Source organism: Methylomonas albis, assembly GCF_014850955.1.
Lineage (GTDB): Bacteria > Pseudomonadota > Gammaproteobacteria > Methylococcales > Methylomonadaceae > Methylomonas > Methylomonas albis.
Map to the genome: position 1 here is coordinate 4,857,339 of NZ_JACXSS010000001.1, position 26,325 is coordinate 4,883,663.

26 protein-coding genes are annotated in these 26,325 nt (G+C 48.9%); 10 read left to right on the forward strand and 16 right to left on the reverse strand.

Annotation, left to right across the window (positions count from 1 at the left end; genetic code table 11):
- Position 1: 1 nt before the first annotated feature.
- The 3 genes from EBA_RS21880 to EBA_RS21890 all read right to left on the reverse strand — a co-directional run bounded on the left by EBA_RS21880 (position 2) and on the right by EBA_RS21890 (position 1,837).
- Positions 2 to 295: an STAS domain-containing protein gene (locus EBA_RS21880; RefSeq protein ID WP_192376691.1), complete on the reverse strand. Its 294-nt coding sequence runs from the start codon at positions 293 to 295 to the stop codon at positions 2 to 4.
- Positions 296 to 375: 80 nt separating this feature from the next.
- The gene (locus tag EBA_RS21885) at positions 376 to 744 is read right to left on the reverse strand and encodes a response regulator (protein WP_192376692.1); all 369 of its coding nucleotides are present in this window, start codon (positions 742 to 744) and stop codon (positions 376 to 378) included.
- A gap of 10 nt (positions 745 to 754) precedes the next feature.
- A complete protein-coding gene (locus EBA_RS21890) occupies positions 755 to 1,837 on the reverse strand; it encodes a methyl-accepting chemotaxis protein (RefSeq protein WP_192376693.1) in 1,083 nt (360 codons plus the stop codon).
- 234 nt (positions 1,838 to 2,071) lie between these two features.
- Here EBA_RS21890 and EBA_RS21895 point away from each other — a divergent pair, with 234 nt between their 5' ends.
- Complete coding sequence (locus tag EBA_RS21895; protein ID WP_192376695.1) at positions 2,072 to 2,407, forward strand: ASCH domain-containing protein; 336 nt, start codon at positions 2,072 to 2,074, stop codon at positions 2,405 to 2,407.
- Here EBA_RS21895 and EBA_RS21900 read toward each other — a convergent pair.
- The 5 genes from EBA_RS21900 to nth all read right to left on the reverse strand — a co-directional run bounded on the left by EBA_RS21900 (position 2,385) and on the right by nth (position 5,924).
- Positions 2,385 to 3,143 (reverse strand): HvfC family RiPP maturation protein, encoded by a 759-nt coding sequence (locus tag EBA_RS21900; RefSeq protein WP_192376700.1) that lies wholly within the window; start codon positions 3,141 to 3,143, stop codon positions 2,385 to 2,387. The genes EBA_RS21895 and EBA_RS21900 overlap by 23 nt on opposite strands.
- Positions 3,143 to 3,994 carry an HvfB family MNIO-type RiPP peptide maturase gene (locus tag EBA_RS21905; RefSeq protein WP_192376701.1) on the reverse strand — a complete coding sequence of 284 codons (852 nt, stop codon included), beginning with the start codon at positions 3,992 to 3,994 and terminating at the stop codon, positions 3,143 to 3,145. The genes EBA_RS21900 and EBA_RS21905 overlap by 1 nt, the downstream gene beginning before the upstream one ends.
- Before the next feature lie 3 nt (positions 3,995 to 3,997).
- Positions 3,998 to 4,570 (reverse strand): DedA family protein, encoded by a 573-nt coding sequence (locus tag EBA_RS21910; RefSeq protein WP_192376702.1) that lies wholly within the window; start codon positions 4,568 to 4,570, stop codon positions 3,998 to 4,000.
- A gap of 29 nt (positions 4,571 to 4,599) precedes the next feature.
- Complete coding sequence (locus EBA_RS21915) at positions 4,600 to 5,181, reverse strand: hypothetical protein (RefSeq protein ID WP_192376704.1); 582 nt, start codon at positions 5,179 to 5,181, stop codon at positions 4,600 to 4,602.
- 107 nt (positions 5,182 to 5,288) lie between these two features.
- Positions 5,289 to 5,924 carry an endonuclease III gene (gene nth, locus EBA_RS21920; protein ID WP_192376705.1) on the reverse strand — a complete coding sequence of 212 codons (636 nt, stop codon included), beginning with the start codon at positions 5,922 to 5,924 and terminating at the stop codon, positions 5,289 to 5,291.
- Positions 5,925 to 6,125: 201 nt separating this feature from the next.
- Between nth and smbP the strand changes: the two genes are divergently transcribed.
- On the forward strand, positions 6,126 to 6,461 hold the full coding sequence (gene smbP, locus EBA_RS21925; protein WP_192376706.1) for a small metal-binding protein SmbP: 336 nt from the start codon (positions 6,126 to 6,128) through the stop codon (positions 6,459 to 6,461).
- Positions 6,462 to 6,537: 76 nt separating this feature from the next.
- Here smbP and EBA_RS21930 read toward each other — a convergent pair whose 3' ends face one another.
- Positions 6,538 to 7,371, reverse strand: coding sequence for a thymidylate synthase (locus EBA_RS21930; protein WP_192376715.1), 834 nt, complete (start codon positions 7,369 to 7,371; stop codon positions 6,538 to 6,540).
- A gap of 388 nt (positions 7,372 to 7,759) precedes the next feature.
- On the opposite strand from EBA_RS21930, the gene EBA_RS21935 reads away from it, so the two are divergent.
- From EBA_RS21935 to EBA_RS21945, 3 genes are all read left to right on the forward strand, one after another.
- Positions 7,760 to 8,350, forward strand: coding sequence for a DUF4124 domain-containing protein (locus tag EBA_RS21935; RefSeq protein ID WP_192376718.1), 591 nt, complete (start codon positions 7,760 to 7,762; stop codon positions 8,348 to 8,350).
- Positions 8,347 to 9,180: an SDR family oxidoreductase gene (locus EBA_RS21940; RefSeq protein WP_192376719.1), complete on the forward strand. Its 834-nt coding sequence runs from the start codon at positions 8,347 to 8,349 to the stop codon at positions 9,178 to 9,180. Before EBA_RS21935 ends, EBA_RS21940 begins: the two co-directional genes overlap by 4 nt.
- 164 nt (positions 9,181 to 9,344) lie before the next feature.
- Positions 9,345 to 9,731 carry a hypothetical protein gene (locus EBA_RS21945; protein ID WP_192376720.1) on the forward strand — a complete coding sequence of 129 codons (387 nt, stop codon included), beginning with the start codon at positions 9,345 to 9,347 and terminating at the stop codon, positions 9,729 to 9,731.
- A gap of 75 nt (positions 9,732 to 9,806) precedes the next feature.
- On the opposite strand, the gene EBA_RS21950 is transcribed toward EBA_RS21945, so the two are convergent.
- Positions 9,807 to 10,439 (reverse strand): hypothetical protein, encoded by a 633-nt coding sequence (locus EBA_RS21950; RefSeq protein ID WP_192376721.1) that lies wholly within the window; start codon positions 10,437 to 10,439, stop codon positions 9,807 to 9,809.
- A gap of 298 nt (positions 10,440 to 10,737) precedes the next feature.
- On the opposite strand from EBA_RS21950, the gene EBA_RS21955 reads away from it, so the two are divergent.
- Positions 10,738 to 11,175 carry an Rsd/AlgQ family anti-sigma factor gene (locus EBA_RS21955; protein ID WP_192377362.1) on the forward strand — a complete coding sequence of 146 codons (438 nt, stop codon included), beginning with the start codon at positions 10,738 to 10,740 and terminating at the stop codon, positions 11,173 to 11,175.
- A 39-nt stretch (positions 11,176 to 11,214) separates the two neighbouring features.
- On the opposite strand, the gene EBA_RS21960 is transcribed toward EBA_RS21955, so the two are convergent.
- Positions 11,215 to 13,851 carry a UPF0182 family protein gene (locus EBA_RS21960; protein WP_192376722.1) on the reverse strand — a complete coding sequence of 879 codons (2,637 nt, stop codon included), beginning with the start codon at positions 13,849 to 13,851 and terminating at the stop codon, positions 11,215 to 11,217.
- 243 nt (positions 13,852 to 14,094) lie between these two features.
- Here EBA_RS21960 and EBA_RS21965 point away from each other — a divergent pair, with 243 nt between their 5' ends.
- Positions 14,095 to 15,795: a multicopper oxidase domain-containing protein gene (locus EBA_RS21965; RefSeq protein WP_192376723.1), complete on the forward strand. Its 1,701-nt coding sequence runs from the start codon at positions 14,095 to 14,097 to the stop codon at positions 15,793 to 15,795.
- A 62-nt stretch (positions 15,796 to 15,857) separates the two neighbouring features.
- On the opposite strand, the gene EBA_RS21970 is transcribed toward EBA_RS21965, so the two are convergent.
- On the reverse strand, positions 15,858 to 17,579 hold the full coding sequence (locus EBA_RS21970; protein ID WP_192376724.1) for a multicopper oxidase domain-containing protein: 1,722 nt from the start codon (positions 17,577 to 17,579) through the stop codon (positions 15,858 to 15,860).
- Positions 17,580 to 17,835: 256 nt separating this feature from the next.
- Between EBA_RS21970 and EBA_RS21975 the strand changes: the two genes are divergently transcribed.
- Together EBA_RS21975 and EBA_RS21980 are read left to right on the forward strand one after the other, a co-directional pair.
- Positions 17,836 to 19,536 carry a glycoside hydrolase family 17 protein gene (locus tag EBA_RS21975; protein ID WP_192376725.1) on the forward strand — a complete coding sequence of 567 codons (1,701 nt, stop codon included), beginning with the start codon at positions 17,836 to 17,838 and terminating at the stop codon, positions 19,534 to 19,536.
- A 237-nt stretch (positions 19,537 to 19,773) separates the two neighbouring features.
- The gene (locus EBA_RS21980; RefSeq protein WP_192376726.1) at positions 19,774 to 20,460 is read left to right on the forward strand and encodes a hypothetical protein; all 687 of its coding nucleotides are present in this window, start codon (positions 19,774 to 19,776) and stop codon (positions 20,458 to 20,460) included.
- A 112-nt stretch (positions 20,461 to 20,572) separates the two neighbouring features.
- Here EBA_RS21980 and EBA_RS21985 read toward each other — a convergent pair whose 3' ends face one another.
- From EBA_RS21985 to EBA_RS22000, 4 genes are all read right to left on the reverse strand, one after another.
- Positions 20,573 to 21,883 (reverse strand): GGDEF domain-containing protein, encoded by a 1,311-nt coding sequence (locus EBA_RS21985; RefSeq protein WP_192376727.1) that lies wholly within the window; start codon positions 21,881 to 21,883, stop codon positions 20,573 to 20,575.
- Positions 21,884 to 21,898: 15 nt separating this feature from the next.
- Complete coding sequence (locus EBA_RS21990; protein WP_192376728.1) at positions 21,899 to 23,425, reverse strand: GGDEF domain-containing protein; 1,527 nt, start codon at positions 23,423 to 23,425, stop codon at positions 21,899 to 21,901.
- Positions 23,426 to 23,550: 125 nt separating this feature from the next.
- Positions 23,551 to 24,156, reverse strand: coding sequence for a thiol:disulfide interchange protein DsbA/DsbL (locus EBA_RS21995; protein WP_192376729.1), 606 nt, complete (start codon positions 24,154 to 24,156; stop codon positions 23,551 to 23,553).
- A 569-nt stretch (positions 24,157 to 24,725) separates the two neighbouring features.
- Positions 24,726 to 25,409, reverse strand: a complete 684-nt coding sequence (locus tag EBA_RS22000; RefSeq protein ID WP_192376730.1) for a c-type cytochrome — start codon at positions 25,407 to 25,409, stop codon at positions 24,726 to 24,728.
- A gap of 110 nt (positions 25,410 to 25,519) precedes the next feature.
- Between EBA_RS22000 and yihA the strand changes: the two genes are divergently transcribed.
- Positions 25,520 to 26,140, forward strand: coding sequence for a ribosome biogenesis GTP-binding protein YihA/YsxC (gene yihA, locus EBA_RS22005; protein WP_192376731.1), 621 nt, complete (start codon positions 25,520 to 25,522; stop codon positions 26,138 to 26,140).
- Positions 26,141 to 26,325: the final 185 nt, after the last annotated feature.

The window sequence follows — 26,325 nt, forward strand, 5'->3', positions numbered from 1 at the left end:
GTTAATCCCCGTTATGCGAGATGACCACCTGATCGCCAAATGCAGCAGTCAGATTAGCGAGTTCCAGAATGTCCAACACCACCTTGCTATGCATGACAAATCGCAAGCGCTTACCGGTTTGGGCTGCTTCTCGCTTCACCAAAATCAATAACTGCAAACCGGCGGTATCCATTTCCATGACGCCGGACAGATTAATTTCTAGCTCGTCACCGGAACCTAAAAAACTAAGCAAATTAGGCTTCTGATCCGATGCGGTAAAGATAGTTAACTCGTCTTCTATAGTTAGCGTTTGCATTGTGGAACCCTTGATCATAAGATTGATAAGCCCGAAACCTCGGACGAACCGTCCAGCGTTAAGCCGCCGAAAGTGTGTACTTAAGGGAGAATCAACTTGGAAACCGCCGCCAACATTTGCGCGGGCTGGAATGGCTTTACCACCCAGGCCTTGGCACCGGCCGCCTGCCCTTCCTGTTTCTTACCTTCCTGGGACTCTGTGGTTAACATAATCACCGGAGTGAATTTGTACGCCGCCAATTGTTTGAGTTCCTTAACAAAGGTGATGCCATCCATATTAGGCATATTGACGTCGGAAATAACCAAGTGAACCTTTTGCCCGGTCAATTTGCTCAAGGCATCTTTCCCATCCACGCCTTCAATTACATCGTATCCAGCGCTTTTTAAAGCAATGCTGACCACTTGACGAACTGAAGCGGAGTCATCGACAACTAATATCGTTTTTGCCATTTTCTTTACCCTAGAAAAAAGTGATTTCGGTAGATGTTTGTTCTTGATGGTGTCCTTGACCGCCATGGGAGCGATGCTCGGACTCCATCGTGTAAGTGCTTCTCAGGTCGTGCAGAATTTCATCGGTTGCCAGAGGCTTCAAACTCTTAGCGCCGTCGGCGTGACTCTTCATGACATGCCGGGGCAAATCGCCGATGCTGTCGCGCACATGCATTAAAACTTGGCCAATCCGATCTTGAAATTGAAATTGCACCAAGGATTCATCAATTTCGCGCTTAATCACCCTCGCTTGACTATCCATATCATCTGAATGTTTGCGGAGTTGATCGAATACGCCATGCAATGCATTCATCACCGTTTGAATATTGCCATGCGAAGCGGCAACGGCGGCTGTTTCGTTTTCAGTGCTTTTTTCCACCGCGACAAGCGTAGTTTGAATCGCCGCACTGACTTGTTCGACTTTGGAGCCGATTAATTTACCGGTTTCCCCGGACAAATTGGATAGTTTCCTAACTTCGTCGGCCACCACCGCAAATCCTCGGCCCGCTTCTCCGGCTCTAGCGGCCTCAATCGCGGCATTTAAGGCAATCAAATTGGTTTGCTCGGCGATCCGCGCCACTTCTCTGGCCATATTTTTCAGCTCTTCGATAAATCCTGCCAACGAGCGAATTTTGGTCAACACCTGCAGATTTTCTTGCAACGCCGCATCCAGCGAACCGACAACTTTTTGCAGGTTGGCGTTGCTACTTGAAAAAACGTCTTCGTTACCGCCGATTCCCGAACCAGTCGAAACACTGAGCACACTATCGAGGCTGGTGGTGATACCGGCAAACCGCCCGGTTAATTCACCGATAGCCTGCTCCATTTGTTGTCGAGACGTTTCGACGTGCGATGCCCACACCGGCGCTATGTCATTGGCGAACTTGTCGATACCGGCAAGATATTTTTCCAGCTCGGCTATCGGCAAGGATGGCGGAGGCACTGGTTTATTTGCTTGTTCAGCAAGCAAACGCCGTTTAATCAGCGAGGAACCCAGCCAGCCACTGAACAGAGATGCCAGCAATAACAGAATCAAAACTTGATAAATCACCACTTGTTTCAGTCTCCTTTCACTTGAAATCGAATTACATGGACCTATTCAAAGACTCAACCGTGAATATATGGAGCAGTATAGTCATAGAATTCCATATTGCTGATTCAGGCTTGTAGGAAATGCCTGACACACCACAATAGATGAAAAAAAAATGTGACCCAGTTACGCGTCGCGCTTGTTTTACATAAAAAAGGCTTTTAGAGTGTGGGGCTTTTTGCGTGCCATAAAATGACCATGAACAATTACCCTGAAAAAGCCTGTGATATAGACCGATTGGTTCGCCACCCGAAACTGGTAGCCGCAACGCTGGCCGGCGAAAAAACCCAGCAACGCCGCGACGGCATATATGCGTACCCCGGCGAAACCTTTTTGTTGGAAGAGGTAGTGTTCGAAGTGACTAGCGTAGTGCGCCAAAGATTAGGCGACATGAGCGACGCGGATGCTAGAGCCGAGGGCTATCCGAGTCTGGCGATGTATAAGGATTTAATTCTGAAAATGCACAGTGGCATGGAGTGGAACGAGGACGGACTGGTCTGGGTACACAGCTTCAGCCGTCAACAGCTGGAATAAGAATACCTTTCTCGGCCAGTTCCCGCAGTATCGGCGGGCCGCTGGTCATTAAAGCTTGGCTATCGAGTTGCGGGAATTCCGTGGCGACCGTTTGCAAACAGCGCTCGCCCGTCATAGGCCCTTTATCCTGCAAAATTTGCAGCAAACGGATGGTCAGGCCTGTGGTTTTGAGAAAATGTACATTGTCGAGAGCGTCCCGATAAACGATCAAACAAGTGGGCTGCTCTGGCGGCTCTAGCGGCAAAAATTCAGGGCCTATGGCTTGCACCGGATAGCGGTACAGTAGCGGCCATGCCAAGGGCGACAGGGCTAAGCTGCGCGGTAACAGTTTCTCCAGAAAATCGCCGTCGCCCAGCGTTGGCGTGTACTTGGCAATCGACAAAGCCATTTCCACCCATTCGTAATGCGCCAATTCCAACAGAAACGCATAATCGTCCGGATTGTTACGTTCGTTTTGCAGATAGGCTAAAAACTCTTCGGCAATTTCCGAGAAATACGGCGTTTCACAGCTATGCTTGGCGAAAAAATCCTGGGTTATTTCCAGCCATTGCGCATCGTTGAGGATGGCTCGCAACACCGGAAAATTACTGGCAATAAAACTGTCGATATTATTGAAAAACAACTCCCGATACATAGCCATACGCCGCGGCTCGACATCTGCCGGTGGCGGGTTATTTTGCGGATCGCGAATATAGGCGGCAAATTGGCCTTGGGTAGCCTGAAAATCGGCAGCCATCAGGCCACCTGTTTTTGCCGCTCAGCCGCATAATGCTGCTGAATGGTTTGGATGGTGTCTACTTCTTTGCTTAATTCAAGCAAGGAGGGGATGTTGAAATCCCGCTCCAGCAGGGTAGGGAACACGCCGAAAAGTTCGTAAGCTTTTCCCAACAAAGTCCAGACCGGATCAATCACCGGCGCGCCGTGGGTATCGACCAGAAAATCCTCTGCTTCCACATAATGACCGGCAATGTGCGCGTAAGCAATGCGTTCGGCAGGCATGGCCCGCAGAAACGCTTCGGCATCGTAGCCGTGATTGACGCTGTTAACGTAGATATTGTTGATGTCGATCAGGACATCACAATCGGCTTCATTGACCACCGCGTTGAAAAAATCGATCTCGGCCATTTCCTGACCCGGCGCGGCGTAATAGGAAATGTTTTCGATGGCCATGCGCTGTTCCAGAATGTCCTGCACCCTACGGATCCGCGCAGCGACATGCTTAACAGCGTCTTCGGTAAACGGCATGGGCATCAAGTCGTACAAATGTCCGCCGCGGCTGCAATAACTTAGATGTTCACTGTAAAACTTGATGCCGTGTTCACGCATGAACAGCTTCAGATCACGCACGAATTGCTCGTCCAGCGCATCGCTGCTGCCTATCGACAGAGACAAACCGTGGCAAACAAAGTCGAAGCGTTCTGTCATTGCCCTAAACTGCTTGCCGAACTTGCCGCCTATGGTCATCCAGTTTTCCGGCGCCACTTCGTAAAAACCGACATTGCTGGGCGGCAATTCGACAATCTCGCTCAAAAACGAACGCCTCAAGCCCAAGCCGGCACCGTGAACGAGATTGCGAACACTATCCATGACTTACTCTTCCGGTGTTTCCGGTTTGTGCGTAGACCGCCAGAACAAGGCCACACCAATAGCCACCAACACACCCAGAATATACATTTCGTATTTTTTGACCTGGCCCATGATGGATTCGGCAAATTCGCCGAAGGTATAACCCAGATACGCGACTGCTATCGCCCAAATGCCGGCGCCGAGAAAATTTAGCAAGAAAAACTTCAAGGGATGAATCTTGCTGGCTCCGATCACAAATGGCGTCACGTTGCGCACGCCATAAAGAAAGCGGAATCCCAATATCACCGGGATTTGATGCTTGTGCAGCAAATCGAAGACCTTATCGGTCTTGCTGTGCCAAAGCGGACGTTTCTCCAGAAAAGCGATACCTTTCCAACGCCCCAGATAGAAAAAGGTCTGATCTCCGGCAAAGGTACCCAGAAACGCGGTCAGCATCACCCATTCCAATTCCAAATAGCCACCATGTGCCAAAAAACCGGCGATGACTAAGATGGTTTCGCCTTCCAGATACGTACCGATAAACAAGGCTAAATAGCCGTAATCGATAACCAGCTGCTGTAAATCATGAAAATCCATAGTGTCGGTATATTCGCGATGAATCGAAATTAATGGCCAGCGGCTTTGTTGGCATCGACTTTATTGCCGCAGCTGCCTTCTTCGCCTTTCATCATCGCGCCGCAGCTATGTTCAGCGGCTTTTTTCTCGCCACCCATCATCGCGCCGCAGCTGCCTTCTTCGGCTTTTGTAGATTTGTCGGCACCATGATCCATACCGCCCATGCTACCCATGCTGCTCATACCGCCGCCGGTCATCATACCCATACCGCAAGCACCTTCTTTACCCTTCATCATGGCGCCGCATGAACTTTCCATCCCTTTTTTCATTTTGCCGCCGCTCATCATGCCGCCGCACATACCTTCGCCGCACGAACCTTCAGTTTTTTTAGCTTCGGCTTTTTTGCCATCACTTTTTTTGACGCCATTACCGTCCGCTGCATTAGAGCCACAAGCACCTTGGCTGATTTTGCCGTTTGAATGTTCGACATGCGACGCAGCAACTTGCATATAGCCGCTGGACAACTCGGAAACAGCGAATGGATTGGTATCGGCCTGTACGTTGATAGCCATACCGGACAGAAGCGCACTACCCATCGCGGCGGCCAACGGAGATTTATTAAATTTTTTCATGCGTTTATCCTCTCGTGTGATTTTTTAATTATGTTGCTCCAACATACAACTGCCGGGGCTTACGACTGACGCGTAATCTTTATGGTTCAAGCTTGATTATTGCATATTCAGTCTAAATTCTTTTCCTTAAATTCGCAGACATCAGCGATGCAGCAAGCACCACAACGCGGCTTCCTCGCCACGCAAAAATAGCGGCCGTGCAGAATCAATAAATGATGAGCATCTTTCTTGTATTGCTTGGGCACGGTTTTGTCCAGTTTCCGCTCCACTTCCAACACATTTTTTCCCGGAGCCAGACCGATTCGGTTGGAAACCCGAAAAATATGCGTGTCCACGGCGATGGTGGGTTCGCCGAATGCGGTGTTTAAAATCACATTCGCCGTTTTGCGACCCACACCGGCTAGCGCCTCCAGTGCCTCCCGCTCACGCGGCACTTCTCCGCCATGCTTTTCCAGCAGAGTCTGGCAAAGTTTTATGACATTTGCCGCCTTACTGTTGAATAAACCAATGGTTTTGATGTACTCCTTCAAACCGTCTTCACCCAAGGCCAAGATCGCCTGCGGCGTATTGGCCACCGGAAACAACTTGGCGGTGGCCTTGTTGACGCCCTTATCGGTCGCTTGCGCCGACAACACCACTGCCACCAACAATTCGAATGGTGTAACGAAGTTCAGTTCGGTGGTTGGATTCGGCGTGGCCTCCGCCAACCGTTCGAATATCAATAGGCGTTTTTCGTTATTCATACTCAAAAAATAAATTCAAAGCCCAGCTTTCCAGGATTGCGCCGGCTTGCAAGGTAAACATTAGTCGTTCGCGAAGAACGATGGAAGGCGATTAAATTTAATTGCATCATTAAATTTGGAACCAAACTCCCGCGCATCAAGTCATTAGCTAGCACCCAAAACGGTGCACGAAAAAACACAACAATTTAATTCGGGGGAATTATGAAAACATTTACAGCAATCATTGTCAGCGCTTTATTGTTCATCAGCACCGGTGTATTTGCCGAAGAGCATGCCGCAGCGGCTCTGGAACACGCCAATCAAGCCGTCGCCCATGGCAAGGCAGGCCATAGTCCAATCTTGGTGGAACATGCCGAAGCAGCACTTACCCATGCCAAAAAAGGCGCCGAAGTCGCCAAGGGCGAGTCTAAAACCCATCTCGATGCCGGTGTAAAATCCTTGGAAAGCGCCATTGAACACGGCAAAATGGGCCATGCCGACGTAGCTACTAAAGCGGCCGAAGAAGCCGTCGAACACATCAAAGCCGGCAACAAGTAAATCCTTAGCATCAAACCAATAGATCCGTTGGCGATCACTATGTAGAGACACAAGTTTTGCGTCTCTACATACTTCTCTAAACTGAAACAGCACCGGCAATATGCCGATGTGCCTGATAATCCAGCAATTCGAAGTCGGCAAACTCGTAGGAAAACAGCGATTCCGGCCGACGTCTGAATTTCAGTTGCGGCGCAGACCATGGTTGTCTGCTGAGTTGCAATTCAACTTGTTCGAAATGGTTGCGATAAATATGCACGTCACCGAACGACATAATCAGTTCACCCACTTCCAAGTCGGATTGCTGCGCCAGCATATGCGTCAACAACGCCACGCTCGCCTGATTGTAAGGCACGCCTAAAAAGCAGTCGGCACTGCGCTGCGTCATCATGCAGGACAACTTACCGTTTGCCACATAAAATTGATACAACACATGGCAAGGCGGCAAGGCCATACGCCCCGCAGCTGCGTTTTCGCGCGGTCCGATAGTTTCGTCCGGCAAAAATGCCACATTCCAACCGCTGACAATATGTCGGCGCGAATCCGGTTTATTTTTTAAACTGTCCAGCAAAATCAGCATCTGATCGTAACGCTCACCGTTCGGCCCCAGCCAGTTACGCCATTGAGCGCCGTACACCGGACCCAGCTCGCCTTCGGGCGTGGCCCACTCGTTCCAGATCGTTACGCCGTGATCGTTCAAATATTTAATGTTGGTATCACCACGCAAAAACCACAACAACTCACAGGCGATGGATTTGAAATGTAGCTTTTTGGTAGTCAGCAACGGAAAGCCATCAGCCAGGCTGTAACGCATCTGTCGGCCAAACACTGATCGAGTACCAGTACCGGTGCGGTCGCTTTTGTCGATACCGTTGGTCATGATATCGGCGAGGAGATCCAAGTAAGGTTGCATAACACTCTAAGGTCAAAAATTGGTGGGCAGTATAACTTGCACTGAAAATCTTTGGAAACGAACCGACATTAAGATCGTCATCTCCGGTCGGCACTAACACCAGTCGGCACTGCTGAAGCGCTAGGAAGCGCTAACAAAACCTTAGAGGGCCTTTCCGGAAGTTCTTTCGCGCCAACAGCATTTACAATCAGCATTTTATCCGGCTGGATATTGCCGCAAAGCCTGATAAACTTCGCCAAGATCGCACACTGGAAACAGACAGCGGCGAAAGCCACCTTTGTGTTTTTGATGCGGCGCGGGGCTTACATGAGTCAATAGAAGAAACTTATTTACACTGACCGCGAGCTAGGTAATAGTTTTGCCATAGTATTTAACCAACAGGAACACAATGAAAAATCTCTTCTTCGTTTTTGCCCTGTGCCTGTCAGTCGACAGCTGGGCCGGGGTTTTTAAATGTACCGACGCAACCGGTCACACCAATTACCAATCATCTCCCTGTACCGTGGAGCACAAAGCCGTGCAGATGAATACCAAAACCGGTGGCAGCATCGACTTAAATGCCGTGGAAAGACAGCAAGCCGCGGAAGCCGAATTGAAAAAGCAGCAATCTGCCCAGGAACAAGCGGAGCAACAGGCCAAACTTGACGCTATTGCCAAAGCCAAACAAGAAATCAAATCACAAAGCGAGTTGACGCAAACTCTGATCAAACAGAACCCCATGCAATTTTCCGCCTTCGCGATTCCGCCTTACGACCCGGACAAACTGCCCGCACAAGTCAAACCCTTCGAAAGCCGTCTGGCGGATGTGGAAAAATTTCGCCGGTTAGCAGCGCAAAAAGCCTTGGCCAGCGGCGAATGCCAGCGCATAGAGGCCGATGAGTTGACGGCTAAAAGCAAACTGGATCAGCTGAATTTTTTGATCAACTGCAGCAGCGGCAAGACTTTTATACTTAACGAGGCTGAACTCACCCCACCATGATTGTCAGTAAAACCCTATTCGTCACCGGCTGCTCTTCCGGCATCGGCTACCACACCTCCGTCTTTTTAAAACAACGCGGCCATCGGGTCATTTGTTCGGCGCGCAACCTCGAAGATGTCGAACGTTTGCGCAGCGAAGGTTTTGAATGTCTGCTGTTGGATCTGGCTGATTCGCAGAGCATCCAGCAGGCAGTCACTGAATTAATTGTACTAACCGGCGGCAAAATCGATGCGCTATTTAATAATGGCGCCTTCGGCCAGCCCGGCGCAGTGGAAGATTTGAGCAGGGATGTGTTGCGCCATCAATTCGAAACCAATCTGTTTGGTACGCATGAGCTAACCAATCTGCTATTACCGTTGATGCGCAAACAAGGACATGGCCGGGTGATTTATAACAGCTCGGTACTGGGTTTCGTGGCCATGAAGTTTCGCGGCGCATATAACGCCAGCAAATTCGCATTGGAAGGTTTGGCCGATACTTTACGACTGGAATTGCGTGGCACCGGCATTCATATCGTTTTGATCGAACCGGGACCAATAGCAAGCCGTTTCCGGCAAAATGCTTTTGCTTTGTATCAAAAACACATCGATGCCGAACATAGCTTTCATAAAGATACCTATAAAGCCATGGAAGCCCGACTACAAAAACCCGGTCCGGCTGCACCGTTTACTTTACCCCCCACCGCAGTCGCTGAAAAAGTGGCGCATGCTTTGGAGTCGAATCGGCCAAAAATTCGCTACCGGGTGACAGTGCCCACGCATTTGTTTGCCTGGCTGAAACGGCTGCTGCCCAGCGCATGGCTGGACAACCTGCTAGTCAGCGTCGAATAAGGCCGCAGCGGCATTTTTTCAGCACCGAAAAAACCATAAAAACCGCTATAAACAGACTAGCAAACAGAATTAACTGTGCTATCATCCCGGCCCAACATGTAGTGGTTAAAGCGGTTGGGTTAGCAGCTATATGTTCTTATAAAAATAACTGTGAGGTTCAATACATGAAAATTTTAAAAAGTGCTGTTATCGCGTTCTCTTTAGCTGCTGCCATGGGTTCTTTTTCAACTGCTGCTGTTGCTGAATCCGATCCAGGCAGAACTGCTTACAAACCTACCGATGTAATCAATGAGGTTGTAGCGCGTATTACAGCTGCCGAGGCAGCAATCAACAATGGTGCTGAAGATGCTGCTGTTGTCGATTTGATCCAAAAAGCGGCTGGTTTCATCAAGGAACTGAACGCAAACGATAAAGTTGCCAGATATGCCGATAAAGCTAGAGGCCATTTGAAAGCAGCCATTACTTCAGCTAAAGCCGCTAACTTGCAAGAAGCCAAACAACATTTAGCTGCCGGCAAAGAAGGCGTTGAAGCTTTGAAAAAACTGCTGTAATGCTGTCCCGGGGTGTCTTTCGGGGCACCCCGTATTTTTCAATCCCTCTAAGTTCACCGCCTGCTCTGGCAAGCTTTACAAATAAAACCGCTTTTCCTCTAGCTGTCTTTCCAACCAAACTAATAACTCCCTGGCGTTACCGGTATTAGTCTCAGACAAATGGAACGTCCCATCCCGATTTAATACTTGCCAACGATTTAACAGCGCACGCAATTTAACCGCATTGGTCGCGGTGAAATGAAACTGTCCAAGCAACTGTCTATATAACTCGCTTTCTATGACCGGCATCGCTCCCCTGAGCTTAACCAGCGCAGAGATCACATTGTCTATACTGGCTAGACGCGCCTGCACCCACGCTGCGACCGCACCTTCATTGATATTCTCTATTGTCGATTCGGCATTATCCGACACCACTTTTAAGCAGTGGATCAATTCGCTGGAACTGAATTTAACGGCTATTTCATAAAACGCCGAAGCCTCCATGTCGCGCAGATTATCGTCGGTATAATCGGCATCGGCCCTGGACAACGTAGTTAACGGTAGTGTCCGGCAAGGAGTATGGAAAGAAAATTGCGGATAAAAGTGTCGCTGGGTGTCGGCGTCAGTGACTTTATCGGCCAAAAAACAACTGCCTAGCGCCTGTTGGCCATGGCCGGCGATACCAAAATTAAGCAGGATAGGCTGGGCGATGTCGGGAAATTGCGCCATTGTATAAGCCACCGCACCCGCCATCGCAATTTTACCTACACCACTAATAACTAGAACGATTTCGTGGTTTCGGTAGATTGCAAAGGGCTGCTTTTGCGGCTGGTTTTTTAGCCGCCAAGCTTGGATTAAGGGCTTCGCCTCACAGTTTAATGCGACAAAGATAAAAGCTAATGGTGCAAAGTCAGTCACAAATTTTACGAAAATTTCCTTTATATTTTAATCAATTGTTGAACATTTCTAACAATTCACATAAATTTAAGGCTCGTCAATTTTCAAAGGGAGACGCGCCGTGACTGAAATGAATTCTATAGCTACCGACACCAGCGCAAACAATCTGCATCTGGTTGCAGCATTGCAGGAAGAGCGCTCCGCAGTCTGGACCTTATATTGCCAAATCGCCGAAATGAAACCATTCTCCAGCGAGAACGCGATTAGGCCTATGCTATCGGAGTTTTCACAACTGCTAATAGATTACATCTCATTCGGCCACTTCAGCATTTACGAACATCTAATTGCCGAAAAACAACATCAAAATTCAACGCTGTCTTACGCTGAACAGATGTATCCGGCTTTTTCCAACACTACCGAATCAGCCATTACTTTCAGCGACACTTACGACGACGGCAAGCGTAAATTTAATACCGAGAATCTGGCCCAGGATTTATCCGTGCTCGGCGAAAGACTTGCAGAGCGCATGGAGTTAGAAGACCGGCTATGTTCCATGCTGCTACATTGATCGCCTGGCGTCTCTCCCCCTGTAGACGACGCCAATCGGCTATTTGCTTTCGGTGGACGAAATCCCGGAAACCGAACCGTTGGCACCCTTGATAAACAAATCCTTCAAGCGACCGAAGGCCGCCTGTAGGGTTTTGTCCATCACCACCTGATTACCAATCGAAACGATCACTCGCGCCAGCTCAGGTATCTTGGTTTTGGTCGCCAGCATATAAATGGGCTGCACATATAAGATTGAATTACCCATGGTCAAAATCACCATCCGGCCTTTTTTAACTTCTGAACCTTGCTGGTTCCATAGCGTAAATTGTGCGGCAATTTCAGGATTTTGATCAATCAGCGCATTGACCTGCGACGGTCCGTTAACCTGAACAGCCTTCGGAAATTTGTAGATAGTGATACCGGGCTTATAACTGTGATCGCAGCTATTTTCATCGACAGTTCCGGCAACCCCGACCATGCTTAAATTTTCCCTATGCACCGGCGTCATCGGATTGATCATCACAAACTCTTCCAGGTCGTTGCAACGATCAAAGTCCATGGTAATGAAATACGGCAGGACGGGCAGCCCATCCACCGACGCGAATTGCCAGGTTTCTGCCTGTTCATAAAACAACTCCGGGCTGTTTTGATGATATTTGGCATAAATTTTCATCTGCATATAATACAAGTCGCGCGGATAACGCAAATGCTCTAGCAGTTCGTCCGGCATTTCCCGCACGTTTTTAAAAACCCCAGGATAGGCTCGGTTATAAGCATTGATGATCGGATCTTTTGGATCGGAAATATAGTAGTCGACTCTGCCGTCATAGGCATCAACCACGATTTTGACCGAATTGCGGATATAGTTAAACTTGTGCTCGCCATCCAAATAATCATCAGCCGCCGGCTTGGAAACCGGATAAAAATTCGACAAGGTATAAGCGTCTTGAATCCAATAAAATCGATCTTTACCGACAACTAAATAAGGATCCTTATCCAAGTGCAAAAACGGCGTCAGCGTACTAATCCTTTCATCGATATTACGGCGTAACAGAACCTTGCTTTGCGTGGTTATGTTCGGTGCGAAAAAGATTTTTTCGTCTTTCAGATAGAAGGCGAACAACATCTTTCTGAACAAAGACGGAATCGGTATGCCGGAGTTTCCTTGATAATCCAGCGACTCCTCCGGAGCGGAGCTGGAAATATCCCTAACAACCAAATTGTTCGGCACAATCGCATAGCGATATTTCTCTAGGCCATAATAAATATCCGGATATTTCACTGAAAATCCGACATCTGAAGTCATGTTCAAATCGCGCAAGTACCATACAATAGGAATTCCGGCATCCTGAGCAGCAGGAGATATGACCGCGCCGTATCCATGGGTATATCGCAAATGGGTGTTTTCCCAATTTTGTGCCTCCTTGGGCAGCTTATCGATATTGACTTCGCGGGCTGCCAGATTGACTTGCTGATGGTGTCCATTAATGAAGTAGCGATCTTCATCGACTGTCGGAAAGCCATAATACGGACGTAGCCCCTGCAATTGCATGTAGCCGTCTATCAGAAACTCTCGGTCCCAAACTGGAATATTTTCAAAATGCTTTTTTGTGGACCAGGCTTCTATGTCTTTAGTCGCATCCAGACTAACCTTGAAATCCACGACTTTGATATTATTTAAATCGAACGCCGCCATGGTCGCATCAATGTTCATCCGCATTGAGTCACTTTCGGTACGGGTAAAATTAGGCTTGACGATAAACTTTTCTATCATTTCCGGAACTGTGTGCGAGCCTCGCAGCCCCCAAACTGCGAAAAACCCCAATGTGGCAACTATAATCAGCGCCTTACTGCGATGCCTTTCCGAAAACGCGTAAAAAACCACCGAAACAGCGATCGCTAAGAAGAACAATACCTCTAGCCAAATTAGCGGTAGTTTGTAACGCATATCCACAAAGCCCGGCCCGAAAAACACTGGCTCGTTGCCGCCCTCATATAGCAAGGAAAAGCGATCCAACAAAAATCCCCAGATCACGAACAGCACCACAAAGGTGAACAGCACGGTCAAATGAATCTTCGCCCCGAACGGAAACTCCTTGCTTTGGTTAGGCACAAACACATGCTCCATCCAATACAGCACGCCGGTAGCCAAGAACACAATTACCGCCGTGGTTAGCAACTCCTTCTGAACCAGCATGTAAATCGGATAGGAAAACATGTAAAAACTGACATCGTTGCCGTATACAGGATCGACGATACCTGAAGCACTACCGAAGAAAAACAGTAGCGCCTGCTCCCATTGCAAGTAGAAAGGCACTGCAATAGCGACAGCAAGTAGTAGCGAAACTGGGGTATATATCCTGGCCGAACCAGTCATGAACACATCGGCAAAACGTTGAAAACGCCGGCGCTTGGAATCGTCCATTAATGTTTCATCGGGCGGATTCAGACCCAGGTAGCGAGAGGCAATCCAGAAATGAAACAGAAAAACAACAAAGAAAAATGCAGTAACTGCACCTGAAAAAATGAATCGGTAGAGCAGTTTCAGCCAAAAGTAAGCTTCAAACTCCAGCGAACGGAACCACCATAAATCCACGAAAAAATCGAGAAACACGAAGTAGAACGCGACGTATAGCACAATAGCAGCCGCCAGGGTTGCTGCAATAATCGCCGGCAACAGTTTCCAGTTACGCATAATTTCCTCTTTACTTAGATAGCCGATCGCCTACTTGCGGAACACAACGCCAAACAATGGTCGGCAATGTCCTCTCAACATCAATGGCTGAGCATTCTAACATCCAATTCAGGATTGTGATTGTCTGGCATATCGCTGGATTGTTGACCACATCTCTGAGTTGTTTGCCCGCAGGAAAAGGAGTATGTTCAAACCGATAATAAAAAGCTTATTCACTAAGCCAATAAGAGAAAGGGGGAGCGCATGTCCAATAATATCAACTACAGTAGACGTCAATTTTTGCAACATTCCATGCTCGGTACGGCCGCGGCCGCATTTCCGGGATTGCTGCTGGCGGCGGACAGCGGTAAAATTACTAGAACCGCCACGCCAGGCTTCACCGCCGATGTGGAAATCGAATTTGTCGCACAAGCGGCGCAAGTCAACATTTTCTCCAGCGGACCGGCTACTCAGGTACAAAAATTCATAGCCGCCTTACGTAAGGGTCCATCGAACACCTTGACACAATTGCCAGGTAACTACTTGGGGCCGATACTGACTTTCCAGCAAGGCCAGAAAGTCAGAGTGTTTTTCAATAACAAGCTTAAAGAACCCTCTATCATCCACTGGCATGGCCTGCATGTGCCGCAACACAGCGACGGCCACCCCATGTACTCAATCAATACCGGCGAACAGTTTGTCTACGAATTCGAGGTATTGAATCGAGCCGGCACCAGCTTTTACCATTCGCATTCGCACGATTTGACTGCCGAACAGGTTTATCGTGGTCTAGCCGGCTTGATCGTCGTCAACGACAGCGACGAAGCCAAATTGGAGTTACCTGGCGGCGAGTACGACTTACCGTTTGTGATTCAAGACCGGAGTTTCGACAGTCAAAATCAGCTGCAATATCTGCATGCGATGCCGGAACGTATCATGGGCTTTTTGGGCAGCGACATCCTGGTCAACGGCAAACCCAACGCCGAATTCGCAGTGAAATCGCGAGCCTATCGTTTCCGGGCCGCGAACGGCTCCAATTCCCGGATTTACAAACTGGGCTGGGAAGACGGCACGCCGTTAACCGCAATCGGTACCGACGCCGGCCTGCTGGCCAAACCGGAAACTCGACCCTATATCATGCTAGCTCCCGGCGAACGGGTCGATTTATGGCTGGATTTCAGTGGTCGTAAAGTTGGCTCGCAACTGATGCTTTACAGTCTGCCGTTTTCCGGCGTGATGCCGGGGATGTATGACAGAATGCACGGGGATGGCCGCGGAATGGGTATGATGCACAACCGTTTGCCGCAAGGCGGCAAATTCCCGATTGCTGTATTTAAAATCAGCGAGAAGGTTAGCGAGTCGCCAAAACTGCCGGAAAAACTGGTGCCATTCCTACAGCTAACGGAACGCGATGTAGACAATGCCGCCAATCCGCTACCGATAGCCATTTCGATGCAACACATGAAGCCCTTGCTAAACGGCAAGTCATTTGCGATGGACAGAGTGATGGATTTCGAGAAAGTCGCGCTAGGTTCGATCAAGAAAATCAAAATTTTCCACGATCGTGATTCGGCAGGCCAACACGCCGGCGGCATGGGCATGATGGGAGGAATGCAGCACGGCAATAACGAACACGATGGCGAATCCGGCGACCACAAAATGGGTGGCATGGGGATGGGCGGGATGGGCGGAGGCATGATGATGGAAATGGCCCATCCTATCCACTTGCACGGTCAGCAATACCAGATTCTGTCCAGAAGCACAGCCAAGGTTAAGCCCAAGGATTATGCTACGGTAAAAGACGGCTTTATCGACTCGGGCTGGAAAGATACGGTATTGGTAATGCCAGGGGAAACGGTCGAGATTGTCAAACCGTTTCAAGACTATAAAGGCTTGTTTTTATATCACTGCCACAATCTTGAGCATGAAGACTTAGGCATGATGCGGCAGTTTTACATAGGCTGACAGTAAAGCGCCGCTGCCGAGACGAACTCGACAGCGGCGTTGCTAGACAATCCAGGTTTCGCTTACTTCTTGATCATCGCTATAATACGCTGACGATTGGCAAAGCCGACGTAAATTAATCCACCTAATATCAAGCCATACAATAATTGCCCGATAAAAGACGGCTGATTTTCGGCGGCAGCCTGCGCTGCAAGATCAACTTTGGCTACTGGAGGTGGCGGCACAAAAGCCACTTGCTTATTATTACTGAGCTCCGGCAAGCCTAAGCTTTTCCAAGCATCATAATCCTGCCAGGCCGGATATTTACCTTGCCAGAATTCTTTGGTGAAATAAGGTGCCAGGCTCATGCCATGTACTTTCGGAATGCCTTTTTCGTCGGAGAAGCCCTTGTAAACGACAAGGCTGATGTCGCCCCCTTCGCCGATACCGTTAGTGGTAAAGGATTTTTCGACGTGGTCGTGGAACATCCAGACCCCCTGACCAAAGCTATTTAAGCCATCGTCCACTCCGCTCAATTCTAGGTCGATACGCTGAGCTGGCACCATGCCATGAACGTCGCGCTTGATATACGAGTTGGGACCGTTATCAACGCCATCGTAGTGGGTAACCATCGGCTTGTGGCCGTGAATATGCATAGCAAAGGCTTCTTCATGACCATTCAATATCCGCAGCTTCACCTTTTTATTTTCTTCCATCAGGATCAGCGACTCCCTTAAGGTGTAAGGGAAAGATCTGCCATTAAGCATGAAGTAATCGGGTGTAGAATCAGTGATGTCATATTCCTGATTCATCCGTCTGGCAATGATGCGAGGGTCGTTGGCGGAACGCACCATTTCATGCAGTTCCTTGTCTACAGATTGATAGTGCAGATCGTATTCTGCGGCATATTTTTCTTTGACCGCGACTGACGGATGTCGTACCTGTCCATTACCAACGTTGAAAACCTGCACCCAGTTGTTAGGGCGATTTTCCTCAACTACAAATAGACCCTGCAAACCCATCGGAATATGCGTGTGCGGCTGTACATGGCAGTGGTAGTACATGGTGCCGGGCTGACGCGGCTTGATCACGTAAGTTTTGCTCTGACCGGGCAACACATCCATCTGACCGGTTTGACCAACACCGTCGTTGCCTTCCCCACTATGATCCATGTACGGATGATCAACGCCGTGTAAATGGATCGAATGCGGAAAGTAATGGCTGTTTTCCAGTACCAACCAAACGATATCACCTTGTTCGACCCGTATCGTCGGCGACGGCGCGCGTAGCAAAGGATTGGCGACCGGTTCGTACAGACTCAGTGTCGACATATCCCGAGTTTTCGGTGCATAGACCCAAAAAGTGGGTTGAATGCCGGGAGCGATGTCAAACGTAGTGGTCGGATCCTTCATGTCTGGCGAATGGCCGTTCAGTTCGGCAATTTCCAGCTTTATAATATAGTGATCGGGGTCGCCGTCGCCGTCCATGTCTTCACCGACGGTAATCGCATCGGCGGCCAGTTGTGTCTCCATCAAGGTAGACATTGAAATATTATTGGTGCCCTTAACAAAAGCGGCGATGTCGGCAGGATTATCGGGGTTACACATCCGTGATTCTTGTATTTCGACTCCGTCGATCACTTGCGCATCACGCCACTTGGCATCGGTAAATTCGGAACAAACTTCCTCTGCCGCACCCATTTTGACGCTACTGGTCGCCGGTAATTTATCCACCGCCGCCATAGCCCATTGCGACGCCGGAAGCAGCATGGCGCCACACAGAATGGGGATAACCTTTTTATGCATACAAAACCTCATAAAACAGACGAATTGACGGATGCCTCAACAAGGCTTCCGAATATCAGAAAAGCCAGATACTGTAACCAGAACCCATGGGTAAAGTACAGTAATTAATTATTAAAGACACCGACAATCCTGGCCGGTTTTATGCCACCGCCAAACGATCTAATTCGGCAAGCCGGCTAATGCCTTATAATTCCATAAGCAGCGATTATTGCCAGTCAATCCGCGACATTTTTGCAACATACCACTCAGCCAGATTATGCCCAGCATCAGAGTATTGCTTTGTTTGATTTTCATCTTTTTAGTTCACGGCAGTTTCGACTGGTTGTATAACCGGCCGCAAGACGCCGGCACCGACGTGCCGTCCGGCAAGTTGATGAGCCTGTCCTTTGCACCGTTTCGGGAAGGCTTCAGTCCGCTGGAAGAAAAATTCCCGTTGGCGGAACATATCGACGAAGACTTGCGCCTGCTTGCCGATAAGACCGAAAGCATCCGCACCTACTCCAGCCTTGGCGGCCAGCAACCCACCCCTGATCTGGCCCGCAAACACGGCTTGAAAATGATCCAGGGCGCCTGGCTTGGCTACGGTTACAAGGACAACACCAGTGAAGTCAATGCGCTGATCAAATCGGCCAATGAAAACCCCGACGTGGTGAAACGGGTGATCGTCGGCAACGAAGTGCTGTTACGCGGCGATATGGATGTCGATAGACTGATTGGGTATATCCGCGAGGTGAGAAAGGCGGTCAAGCAACCCGTGTCTTATGCGGATGTCTGGTCGATGTATATGAAGTACCCCAAGCTGATCAATGAAGTGGATTTCATTACCATTCACATTCTGCCTTATTGGGAAGACGAGCCGATTTCGGTGGAAAATGCCTCTCAACATCTGGAAAAAATCGTCAAACAAGTAGAAGATGAAGCCCGCGGCATTGCCCCCGGCAAACCCATATTAATAGGTGAATCCGGCTGGCCCAGCGCCGGCAGGCAGCGCGGAATGGCTATTCCCGGCGTAGTCAACGAAGCCAAATTTATTCGCGGCATGATACAGATCGCCAATCGCCACGGCTTTGATTACAACATCGTCGAGGCCTTTAACCAGCCTTGGAAAAGCGAACTGGAAGGCGTGGTTGGCGCCAACTGGGGCTTGTTCTCGGCGGACCGCGAACCGGTATTCCCGTTGACCGGCCCAGTCGAAGAAACCCCCAATTGGCAGAACCGTTTTGCCGTCGCCACGCTGATCTGGCTGCTGGCAATCGTGAAATATTCCAAAAAGCTGGAACAGGTCTCGCTGATCCGCATGTTAGCGTTTTTCACCCTGGCGCAAGTATTCAGCGTCTGCCTGGTGACATTGGCCGACTTTCTCTGGTACACCAGTTACAGCACCTGGCAAAGACTTTATGCCGTGGCGCTGGTGATTGCGAATACGGCTCTCGGCACGCTACTGCTGCAGCGTAGTAGCGATATTTTAATCGATAAACCGGGCAACATGCAGTTGGCTAACGGCTTGAGAAGCGGTTATCTACTCTTTATATTATTAGCACTTTATAAGACCTATGGCCTCGCCATCAATGGCCGCTATTTGAGCTTCCCCGTAGAGCAATTCGCCATTCCGGCTTTCGGCGTAATCGGCTTGATTGCTTGCCTATTGCTAAAAGAGCACAAGCTCAATAGCCGATCATTGGCATTTGACAGTTTAATTGGCTGGAGCCTGCAGGGCCGTTGCAACCGGTTTATTGCTTATTTACTGAGCTTTGCCGCTATTGCACTGATACTGGGAGAAAGCAAAGCCTTTATGGACGGTCGCGATTTCATTCAAGCGCATCCAGGTCTCTCAGAGGGCCTTCCCGTTGCGCTGACCTATACGCTATATAACCAGCAACTCCTAAGCTGGTTGGCTTGCTTGCTTGCCTTGTCCTTACCGTTTTGGACCAAGAGCCACCTTAAACAGGACATTTAAGTTTTACGTTAACGGGTGTTACGCCGTAATACCCGTTTTTTCATGGATAAATCGCCTTCAATATTGAGTGACAGTTTGCCGCGCGTCAATTTGTCACATTTTCAAACCATGCTCTCGCCATTAAACTATATGCAACTCTTATGTATGCGCTCCCTCTCCTAAAGGGTAAAGAGTTTTAATATCCTTCCTCAATGCGGCCTTAGCGCCGCATCTTTTTTCTGGATGAGGTCGCTGTCTATGGAACGAAACTATTATTCAACTACGTCAACTTTCGTGCACCCTAGCGAACTGAATTGGCGCACAGCTTTTCATGAAGCAGGACATGCCGCAGCTATTCATCTCGGCAACCGCCAAAAACAATTACCCCCGGTATTTTTCGAAATACATGTCAAACGGCCAAGCAACGCTTACGATGATTTTTTCGCGAAAGTGATAGACGGCAATCTAATCCAAAACTTGCCGATTGCCGTTGTGGAAAGCTTTAACGAACTATCTGACGATAATCAGCAACATGCCTGCCAACGCGCCTACGAAGCTGATGTGATCAATTTATTGGTTGGACCTTTGGCGGAAGCAAAATACGTATCGATTCGCGACGACGAAGTTTTTAATATTAATCTAATAAATTTCAAAGCCTTACATAACTATGGCGGCTACAGCGATCTGGAAAAAGTACTCAGTTACCTGGATCATTTCATTGCATCGAAAAACCAGCGCGAAGAGAAAATGCAGGAATTACTGTCCCAGGCTTTCCGCTTTATCGACAATCGCCGCCACTGGAAATGCATCCTCAATCTGGCTCACTATATTCTGGACAGTCAACAGGAAATCATCTCCTGCGATGAGGCGATAGGCATATTCGACAGCTGCCTTACAGCCAATACACCGTTTAGATCGGCCCGTTACCCATTTCTGTTCGGCTGAAATTAAACAAAGCGCTACTCAATAGCAACTACTTTTGTGAAGCGGCTAAAAACACCTTACTTTCCGCACTAGATCATCAGCCCATCTAAAGAAAGCCCCCAAGATCGGTAGACTATCCTTTGAATACGCTACACAGATTGCGCCCGCCTTGCTTGGACTGATACAGCGCTTGGTCGGCCCGCACGAACACGTCGTCATGCGTATCGCCGTCTGTGAATTCACTGATACCGCAACTCAGGGTTAAATTGATATTTTCGCCGTTAGAGTTAAACCCACAGCTATGAATCATTTTACGGGTGTTCTCCGCCATTCCCAACGCTTGAAACTCTTGGGTATTTGGCATCAGCATCACAAACTCCTCGCCACCGTAGCGAGCCACGAAATCGGTGTCCCGGCAATTGTTTAGCAATAATTGCGCAACTAAAGCCAGGGTTTTATCACCCGCCTTGTGCCCATAGGTATCGTTGATTAGCTTGAAGAAATCGATATCCCAAATGATCAACGTTAGCGGCATTCGGTAACGCTTCCAACGTTTCACTTCCATTTCGGCGCGATTGTTATACGCCAAACGATTCGGCAAGCCGGTCAAGGAATCACATAGTGCTTTGTCGTGCTCTATCTTGAGTTTAACGCGCAGGGTTTCGGTCTCGGTTTCCAGTTCCTGCAGCTTTTGCGTCATTAACTCAATTTTTTCTTGTGCTTCCTGCTGCCTTTTATCTTCTATTTGTTTGTGTTCGAGCATCTGCTCCAATAAACGATCCAGGTGCTCCGCAGTGTGATTTTTTAACAGATCAAGCTCTTCAGCAGCCTGCGTCGAATCTTTGAGGTTACCGACTTGCCGGTGAATTTCGGTATTCAGAATCTCGCGATTGTCGATCAATGCTCGATTGGTTTGACCTGCGGTTTCTACGTCTTGTCCAAGGTCGTCGAGCCGCTCGCTCAAATCCCCTAAAAACACGTCGATGCCGTTCTGCTCGGATACGCTGTAATCTTTGATATTTAGCAGCAAGGTAATCGCCGAGTCGATGACCTTCTTATACGACTCCTCGCTCTGATTAGCCCTGACCCGCTGCTTTAACAGCGCGGTCTGCTGCTGAAAACGCAACGGCACTTGAGCATCGGCCAGCAATTCATCCAATCGCTCCAGCAGATAATTGTTTTGCAACGAAGTACTGTCGTTTTCCTCGACATTCACATCCTGTTTAGCTTGCTTGGAAATGTGCAACAAGGTTTTCGACACAGCTTGCAACTCGAACAGTAAATCCTGCAAATTCGCACCGCTCCGCAATTTCGCGCCTATCGCCAACAGATGGGGTTCCAACAACTTGTGACTGCCTTGGCAAAAAATCAGCAGTTGAATGACCAGCTTGTATAAAAACTTTTCGTTATCAAGTGAAGCCGAATAAGGGGTACTAGTCGCCATGTCTATTGCACTTAATTACACTACAACGCAGCGGTTACGACCGGTTTGTTTGGCACTATACAAGCCGGAATCGGCTCTGTTGAAAATTGACTCGTTACTATCGCCTTCGACAAACTGGCTAATTCCGCACGATAAGGTGATAGACACTTTGTTGCCATTCGCATTGAAACTACTGTTTTCCAAGGTTTTCCGCAGTTTTTCCGCTATCATTAAGGCCGATGCGGCATCGGCGCCAGGCAATATCATCACAAATTCTTCGCCGCCGAAACGCGCCACAAAATCGGTTTCCCGGCAGTGTTTGGATAATAATTCGGCAATAACAATCAAAGCCTTGTCCCCGCACTTGTGTCCGTAGGTGTCGTTGATGTTTTTAAACAGATCTACATCCCAAACCATCAACGTCATCGGCGATTTATGACGCCGACAACGCGCCATTTCATCAACCAAGCGTTCCTCAAACACTAACCGATTCGGCAGATTGGTCAACGGGTCGCGGGCGGCGCGATGCTGAGCAAGATCCAGCTTTGAGCGCAATTCAGAAGACTCAGACTCCATTTCCCGCAGCCTTTGCGACAAGGCCTGCATTTCGCGCAGCGCCTTATCCCGTTCCTGTTGCTCCTGGAGGTTATGCGCTTGAATTTGTTGCGTGATGGTGATCAGTCGACTGCTGACTATTTGCTTCAGCGGCTCCAGCTGAGTCGCATTCTCAGACTTTTCCCGCAACTCCATGATTTGCTCAGATACGGCCTGATCCAGCAGATTGCGCTTTTTAACTCTAATTTCGTTAGCAGCATTAACTCCGGTGGCTTTTACGCCCAACTCGGTCAACTGGTCGGTTAATTTCGACAAAAATGCCGCCATTTCCTGCTGTTCCGATTCCAAATGTTTTTTTACCGCCAACAGTAACGCAACCGTATCGTCAAAAATAGGCCCCAAGGCATGATCCGCGTACAATCGGCTTTTGATTTTTTCGGCATCCCCGGCAAAAATCAACGGAATTTCGGCGTTGTCCAACAAACGGATTAATTGAATATTGATGGCTCTGGCATCCACTTCGCTCAGTTCCAAGGCCAAGTCAATGTTCGCAAGCGGCTTGTTATCCTCTACCAGTTCCAGCAGGGCCAAATAAAAAGTTTGATTGTTACTAAACTGACGGCTTTCGTACTTTCCTTGAATATCATCGAGCTGATCCTGGCGCTGAGGATATTGCTTGCCCAGAAATTCGAACAACAAGGAAGCATCCTGGACAGCGGGCTCAGGTGACTCTTCCAGCATAATCAGCGCACTAGAAAAAGCCGACAGCTCTTTCTGTAATAGCTGACTTTGCAGGCCGCCTTTCAATAAATTGCGAATACGATTTAAGTGAGGATCGAGTTGCCGGTTCAGACCTTTAACAGCCAACGCAAAACGGACGATGGTCTTACACAACAACTCTTCGTTGGCTTTGTATTGTTTTTCAGTGTGTTCCTGGTCGTCCAACAGCTTGAGGTATTTATCCTTCCACCTATCCGGACCCTCATCCTTGTTTTTAAAAAAAACCATGAAACATGCCCTAATTCTAAAATTCCTGGTCGGTTGATTATAGCCTATCGTTGAATTTGTGACGAACATCCAACAATCAGCACTAGCTTCTCACGTCCTTGTGCAGCAATTCGTTAGTCGGATGTTTATTTTTTCTGACTTTCTTGGGCTATCAACTGATTCACAACGGTCAGCATATTGGCTTGAGACTTGGCCGACTGCCCGGTGACTTTGTATTTACCATTAACGATCAAAGCGGGTACGCCGCTGATGCCATAACGCGGACCGGTAGACTCTGCTTGTCGCAGCTTGGCATCGACCAAAAACGAGTTATATGCACTACGAAACTCCTCGTCCTTAACGCCATGATCGGCAAAAAACTTAGCCAACTCGTCTTCGCTGACTAATTTTTGCTTCTTGTTCTGAATCGCATCAAACAGATCAGCATGAACTTTATCCAAAACACCCAAGGCTTCGGCGGTAAAGTAGGCCTTGGCATGCTTGCCCCACAGATCGCTGAACACTGCGGGCTGGCGGATAAATTCAACATTGGCGGGCTTGGTTTTCAGCCATTCCACCATGGACGGCTCCAAACTATAGCAATGCGGGCAACCGTACCAAAAGAACTCTATCACTTCGATCTTGTCTGGATTTTGCACCGGCTGCGCCGGCGTTACAGCGTCGTAACCACCTTCCGCATTTACCAGCGAAGAAAAGCCCAACAGCCCCAACAATGCGATTATTTTTAACATCAAAGTTCTCCGTAAGAATGTAATCCTGATAAAAACATATTCTCGCCCAAAAGCGTAAACACACTGACCAAACATCTAGAAGGCAAGATCCAGGATTTACTCGCCTCCCAAGACCGGCGCCCCAAAGCGTACCTAACCGAAAGCGCACCAATATAATCGCCGGCGAGAGAAAAGCAAAGCCCGACGCAAAGGATTTGTACATCAAATCGTCGAGTAAAGACAGCCACGATAACTAGGCTTACATAACGTCCTACAAATTGACCGATGCCGCAGCCCTACACATTGATACCGGCCGCCACTGCAAGCACTTATGGCTTTTGCGGATCGAGCAGAGCAAAATCGAACACTTAGCGGTTCAACTGATTTTTTGTTAGCAAGTGGGATAGAGCCGCTTTTGCTAGAACACCACACCAACCACCGGCAGATTCGTGATTGCCACGAATAGGTAATGATCAGATACGTCAAGCCCGGAAAGCCGGACTGATGCGCGCGGCATGAACAGCCGAAAGAGATGAGCACGGGCTAGACAGGATTCCGGCAGAGCATGGGCTCTGCCGGATGGAAAAAGCTTATTTCATCGTAGAGATATAGTAAGCAACCGCTTTAATGTCGGCGTCGGTCATTTTGGTAGCGATCATGTGCATCATGTTTTCGCGGTTATTGCTACGCGCGCCGGTTTTGAAGTCAGTCAGGCTTTTAATCAGATAATCGGCATGTTGCGAATGCAGGGACGGAAACGAGGCCGGTTTGTTACCTTCCGCGTAAGGACCGTGGCAGGCCACGCAAGCAGATACTTCGCGACTGATATTGCCGTTACGATATAAATCGCTACCCTGCGTGATTAAGGCTTCCAGCTCTGCTTTTTCCTGCTCGGCAGTTTTAGCCGGCGCATCATCGTCATCGCTCACGGGCAACTTCGGCGCCGGATTGGTGGAAATCTTGTTGCCGGCATAGTAACTGGCAATTTCCTGAATCGCTTGATCGTCAAGAGCAGCCGCCAATGGCGCCATCATCGGCGCTAAGCGAGCACCGCTCTTGAAGGCTTGCAACTGTTTAACCAAATAGGTTTGATGCTGTCCCGCCAATTTCGGAAACGCGGGCATCGTGCTATTACCGTCTTCGCCGTGGCAACCCGCGCAACTGGCGGCCTTGGTTTTTCCGGCACTGGCACTAGCGTTACCCTGCGCGTTTGACTGTCCGGCGGCGGTTGCCAACAACAAAGAGATGGAAACAGTCAGCAATTTTTTTATCATTATGGGCCCCTGCTCAGGAAGGTTGATCGACATAAAGCAAGCTGATGACAGCCGCCAGACGCTATAATGGCCGGATTCTAACCGATTTATAAACACTAAGCGAGACTGTGATGAATCACATCTACCATCAGGCCAAGTTCATCAACAGCGCCCCCAAACTGAAGGACGCACCGCCCGACCAAGGCATGGAGATCGCTTTCGCCGGGCGCTCCAACGCCGGCAAATCCAGCGCGATTAACACTTTGGTGCGACAAACCGCGCTGGCCCGCGTCAGTAAAACCCCCGGACGCACCCAACTATTGAATTTTTTTGAAATCGACGCCAAACGCAAGCTAGTCGATTTGCCCGGTTACGGCTACGCCAAAGTCCCGGAAGCCATCAAAAAAGACTGGCGACAAATGATGGAAAGTTACCTGCACAATCGCCAAGCCTTGTGCGGCATCGTCCAGGTCATGGACATCCGCCACCCGCTCACCGATTTCGATTGGCAAATGGTCGAGTGGTGCGAACATCGCAAACTGCCCTTACACATTTTGCTGACTAAATCCGACAAACTGAAATTCGGCGCGGCCAAAGCCACGTTGTTGCAGGTACAGAAGGATTTAAGCCAAGCCGATATTTTGGTGACCTTGCAATTATTTTCTGCTTTGAACAAAGTGGGGATTGACGATGTGCATCAAGTTTTGGATGACTGGTTTGGATTTAGGAAAATGGCTGTTTCGGAGGAATAGATTCCGCTGCAAAACGCGGAGAGCTTGAATGTCGTCATCTGGTTTGTCTCCGCTGCGACGGGTTGCTTTGGAGTTGGCTCGCAGACCAACGACCAAGAGACCATCCCGTAATTAAAAACCTGTTGTTGCAAAAAACTGCGTCACGTGTCGAAGGGGCTTAATAAAACCTAGACCGTGATACTTCT

Coding starts and splice junctions, on each gene's coding strand:
- EBA_RS21880 (WP_192376691.1), bottom strand. CDS start 295: ATGCAAACGCTAACTATAGAAGACGAGTTAACTATCTTTACCGCATCG.
- EBA_RS21885 (WP_192376692.1), bottom strand. CDS start 744: ATGGCAAAAACGATATTAGTTGTCGATGACTCCGCTTCAGTTCGTCAA.
- EBA_RS21895 (WP_192376695.1), top strand. CDS start 2,072: ATGAACAATTACCCTGAAAAAGCCTGTGATATAGACCGATTGGTTCGC.
- EBA_RS21900 (WP_192376700.1), bottom strand. CDS start 3,143: ATGGCTGCCGATTTTCAGGCTACCCAAGGCCAATTTGCCGCCTATATT.
- EBA_RS21905 (WP_192376701.1), bottom strand. CDS start 3,994: ATGGATAGTGTTCGCAATCTCGTTCACGGTGCCGGCTTGGGCTTGAGG.
- EBA_RS21910 (WP_192376702.1), bottom strand. CDS start 4,570: ATGGATTTTCATGATTTACAGCAGCTGGTTATCGATTACGGCTATTTA.
- EBA_RS21915 (WP_192376704.1), bottom strand. CDS start 5,181: ATGAAAAAATTTAATAAATCTCCGTTGGCCGCCGCGATGGGTAGTGCG.
- nth (WP_192376705.1), bottom strand. CDS start 5,924: ATGAATAACGAAAAACGCCTATTGATATTCGAACGGTTGGCGGAGGCC.
- smbP (WP_192376706.1), top strand. CDS start 6,126: ATGAAAACATTTACAGCAATCATTGTCAGCGCTTTATTGTTCATCAGC.
- EBA_RS21930 (WP_192376715.1), bottom strand. CDS start 7,371: ATGCAACCTTACTTGGATCTCCTCGCCGATATCATGACCAACGGTATC.
- EBA_RS21935 (WP_192376718.1), top strand. CDS start 7,760: ATGAAAAATCTCTTCTTCGTTTTTGCCCTGTGCCTGTCAGTCGACAGC.
- EBA_RS21940 (WP_192376719.1), top strand. CDS start 8,347: ATGATTGTCAGTAAAACCCTATTCGTCACCGGCTGCTCTTCCGGCATC.
- EBA_RS21945 (WP_192376720.1), top strand. CDS start 9,345: ATGAAAATTTTAAAAAGTGCTGTTATCGCGTTCTCTTTAGCTGCTGCC.
- EBA_RS21950 (WP_192376721.1), bottom strand. CDS start 10,439: ATGGCGCAATTTCCCGACATCGCCCAGCCTATCCTGCTTAATTTTGGT.
- EBA_RS21955 (WP_192377362.1), top strand. CDS start 10,738: ATGAATTCTATAGCTACCGACACCAGCGCAAACAATCTGCATCTGGTT.
- EBA_RS21960 (WP_192376722.1), bottom strand. CDS start 13,851: ATGCGTAACTGGAAACTGTTGCCGGCGATTATTGCAGCAACCCTGGCG.
- EBA_RS21965 (WP_192376723.1), top strand. CDS start 14,095: ATGTCCAATAATATCAACTACAGTAGACGTCAATTTTTGCAACATTCC.
- EBA_RS21970 (WP_192376724.1), bottom strand. CDS start 17,579: ATGCATAAAAAGGTTATCCCCATTCTGTGTGGCGCCATGCTGCTTCCG.
- EBA_RS21975 (WP_192376725.1), top strand. CDS start 17,836: ATGCCCAGCATCAGAGTATTGCTTTGTTTGATTTTCATCTTTTTAGTT.
- EBA_RS21980 (WP_192376726.1), top strand. CDS start 19,774: ATGGAACGAAACTATTATTCAACTACGTCAACTTTCGTGCACCCTAGC.
- EBA_RS21985 (WP_192376727.1), bottom strand. CDS start 21,883: ATGGCGACTAGTACCCCTTATTCGGCTTCACTTGATAACGAAAAGTTT.
- EBA_RS21990 (WP_192376728.1), bottom strand. CDS start 23,425: ATGGTTTTTTTTAAAAACAAGGATGAGGGTCCGGATAGGTGGAAGGAT.
- EBA_RS21995 (WP_192376729.1), bottom strand. CDS start 24,156: ATGTTAAAAATAATCGCATTGTTGGGGCTGTTGGGCTTTTCTTCGCTG.
- EBA_RS22000 (WP_192376730.1), bottom strand. CDS start 25,409: ATGATAAAAAAATTGCTGACTGTTTCCATCTCTTTGTTGTTGGCAACC.
- yihA (WP_192376731.1), top strand. CDS start 25,520: ATGAATCACATCTACCATCAGGCCAAGTTCATCAACAGCGCCCCCAAA.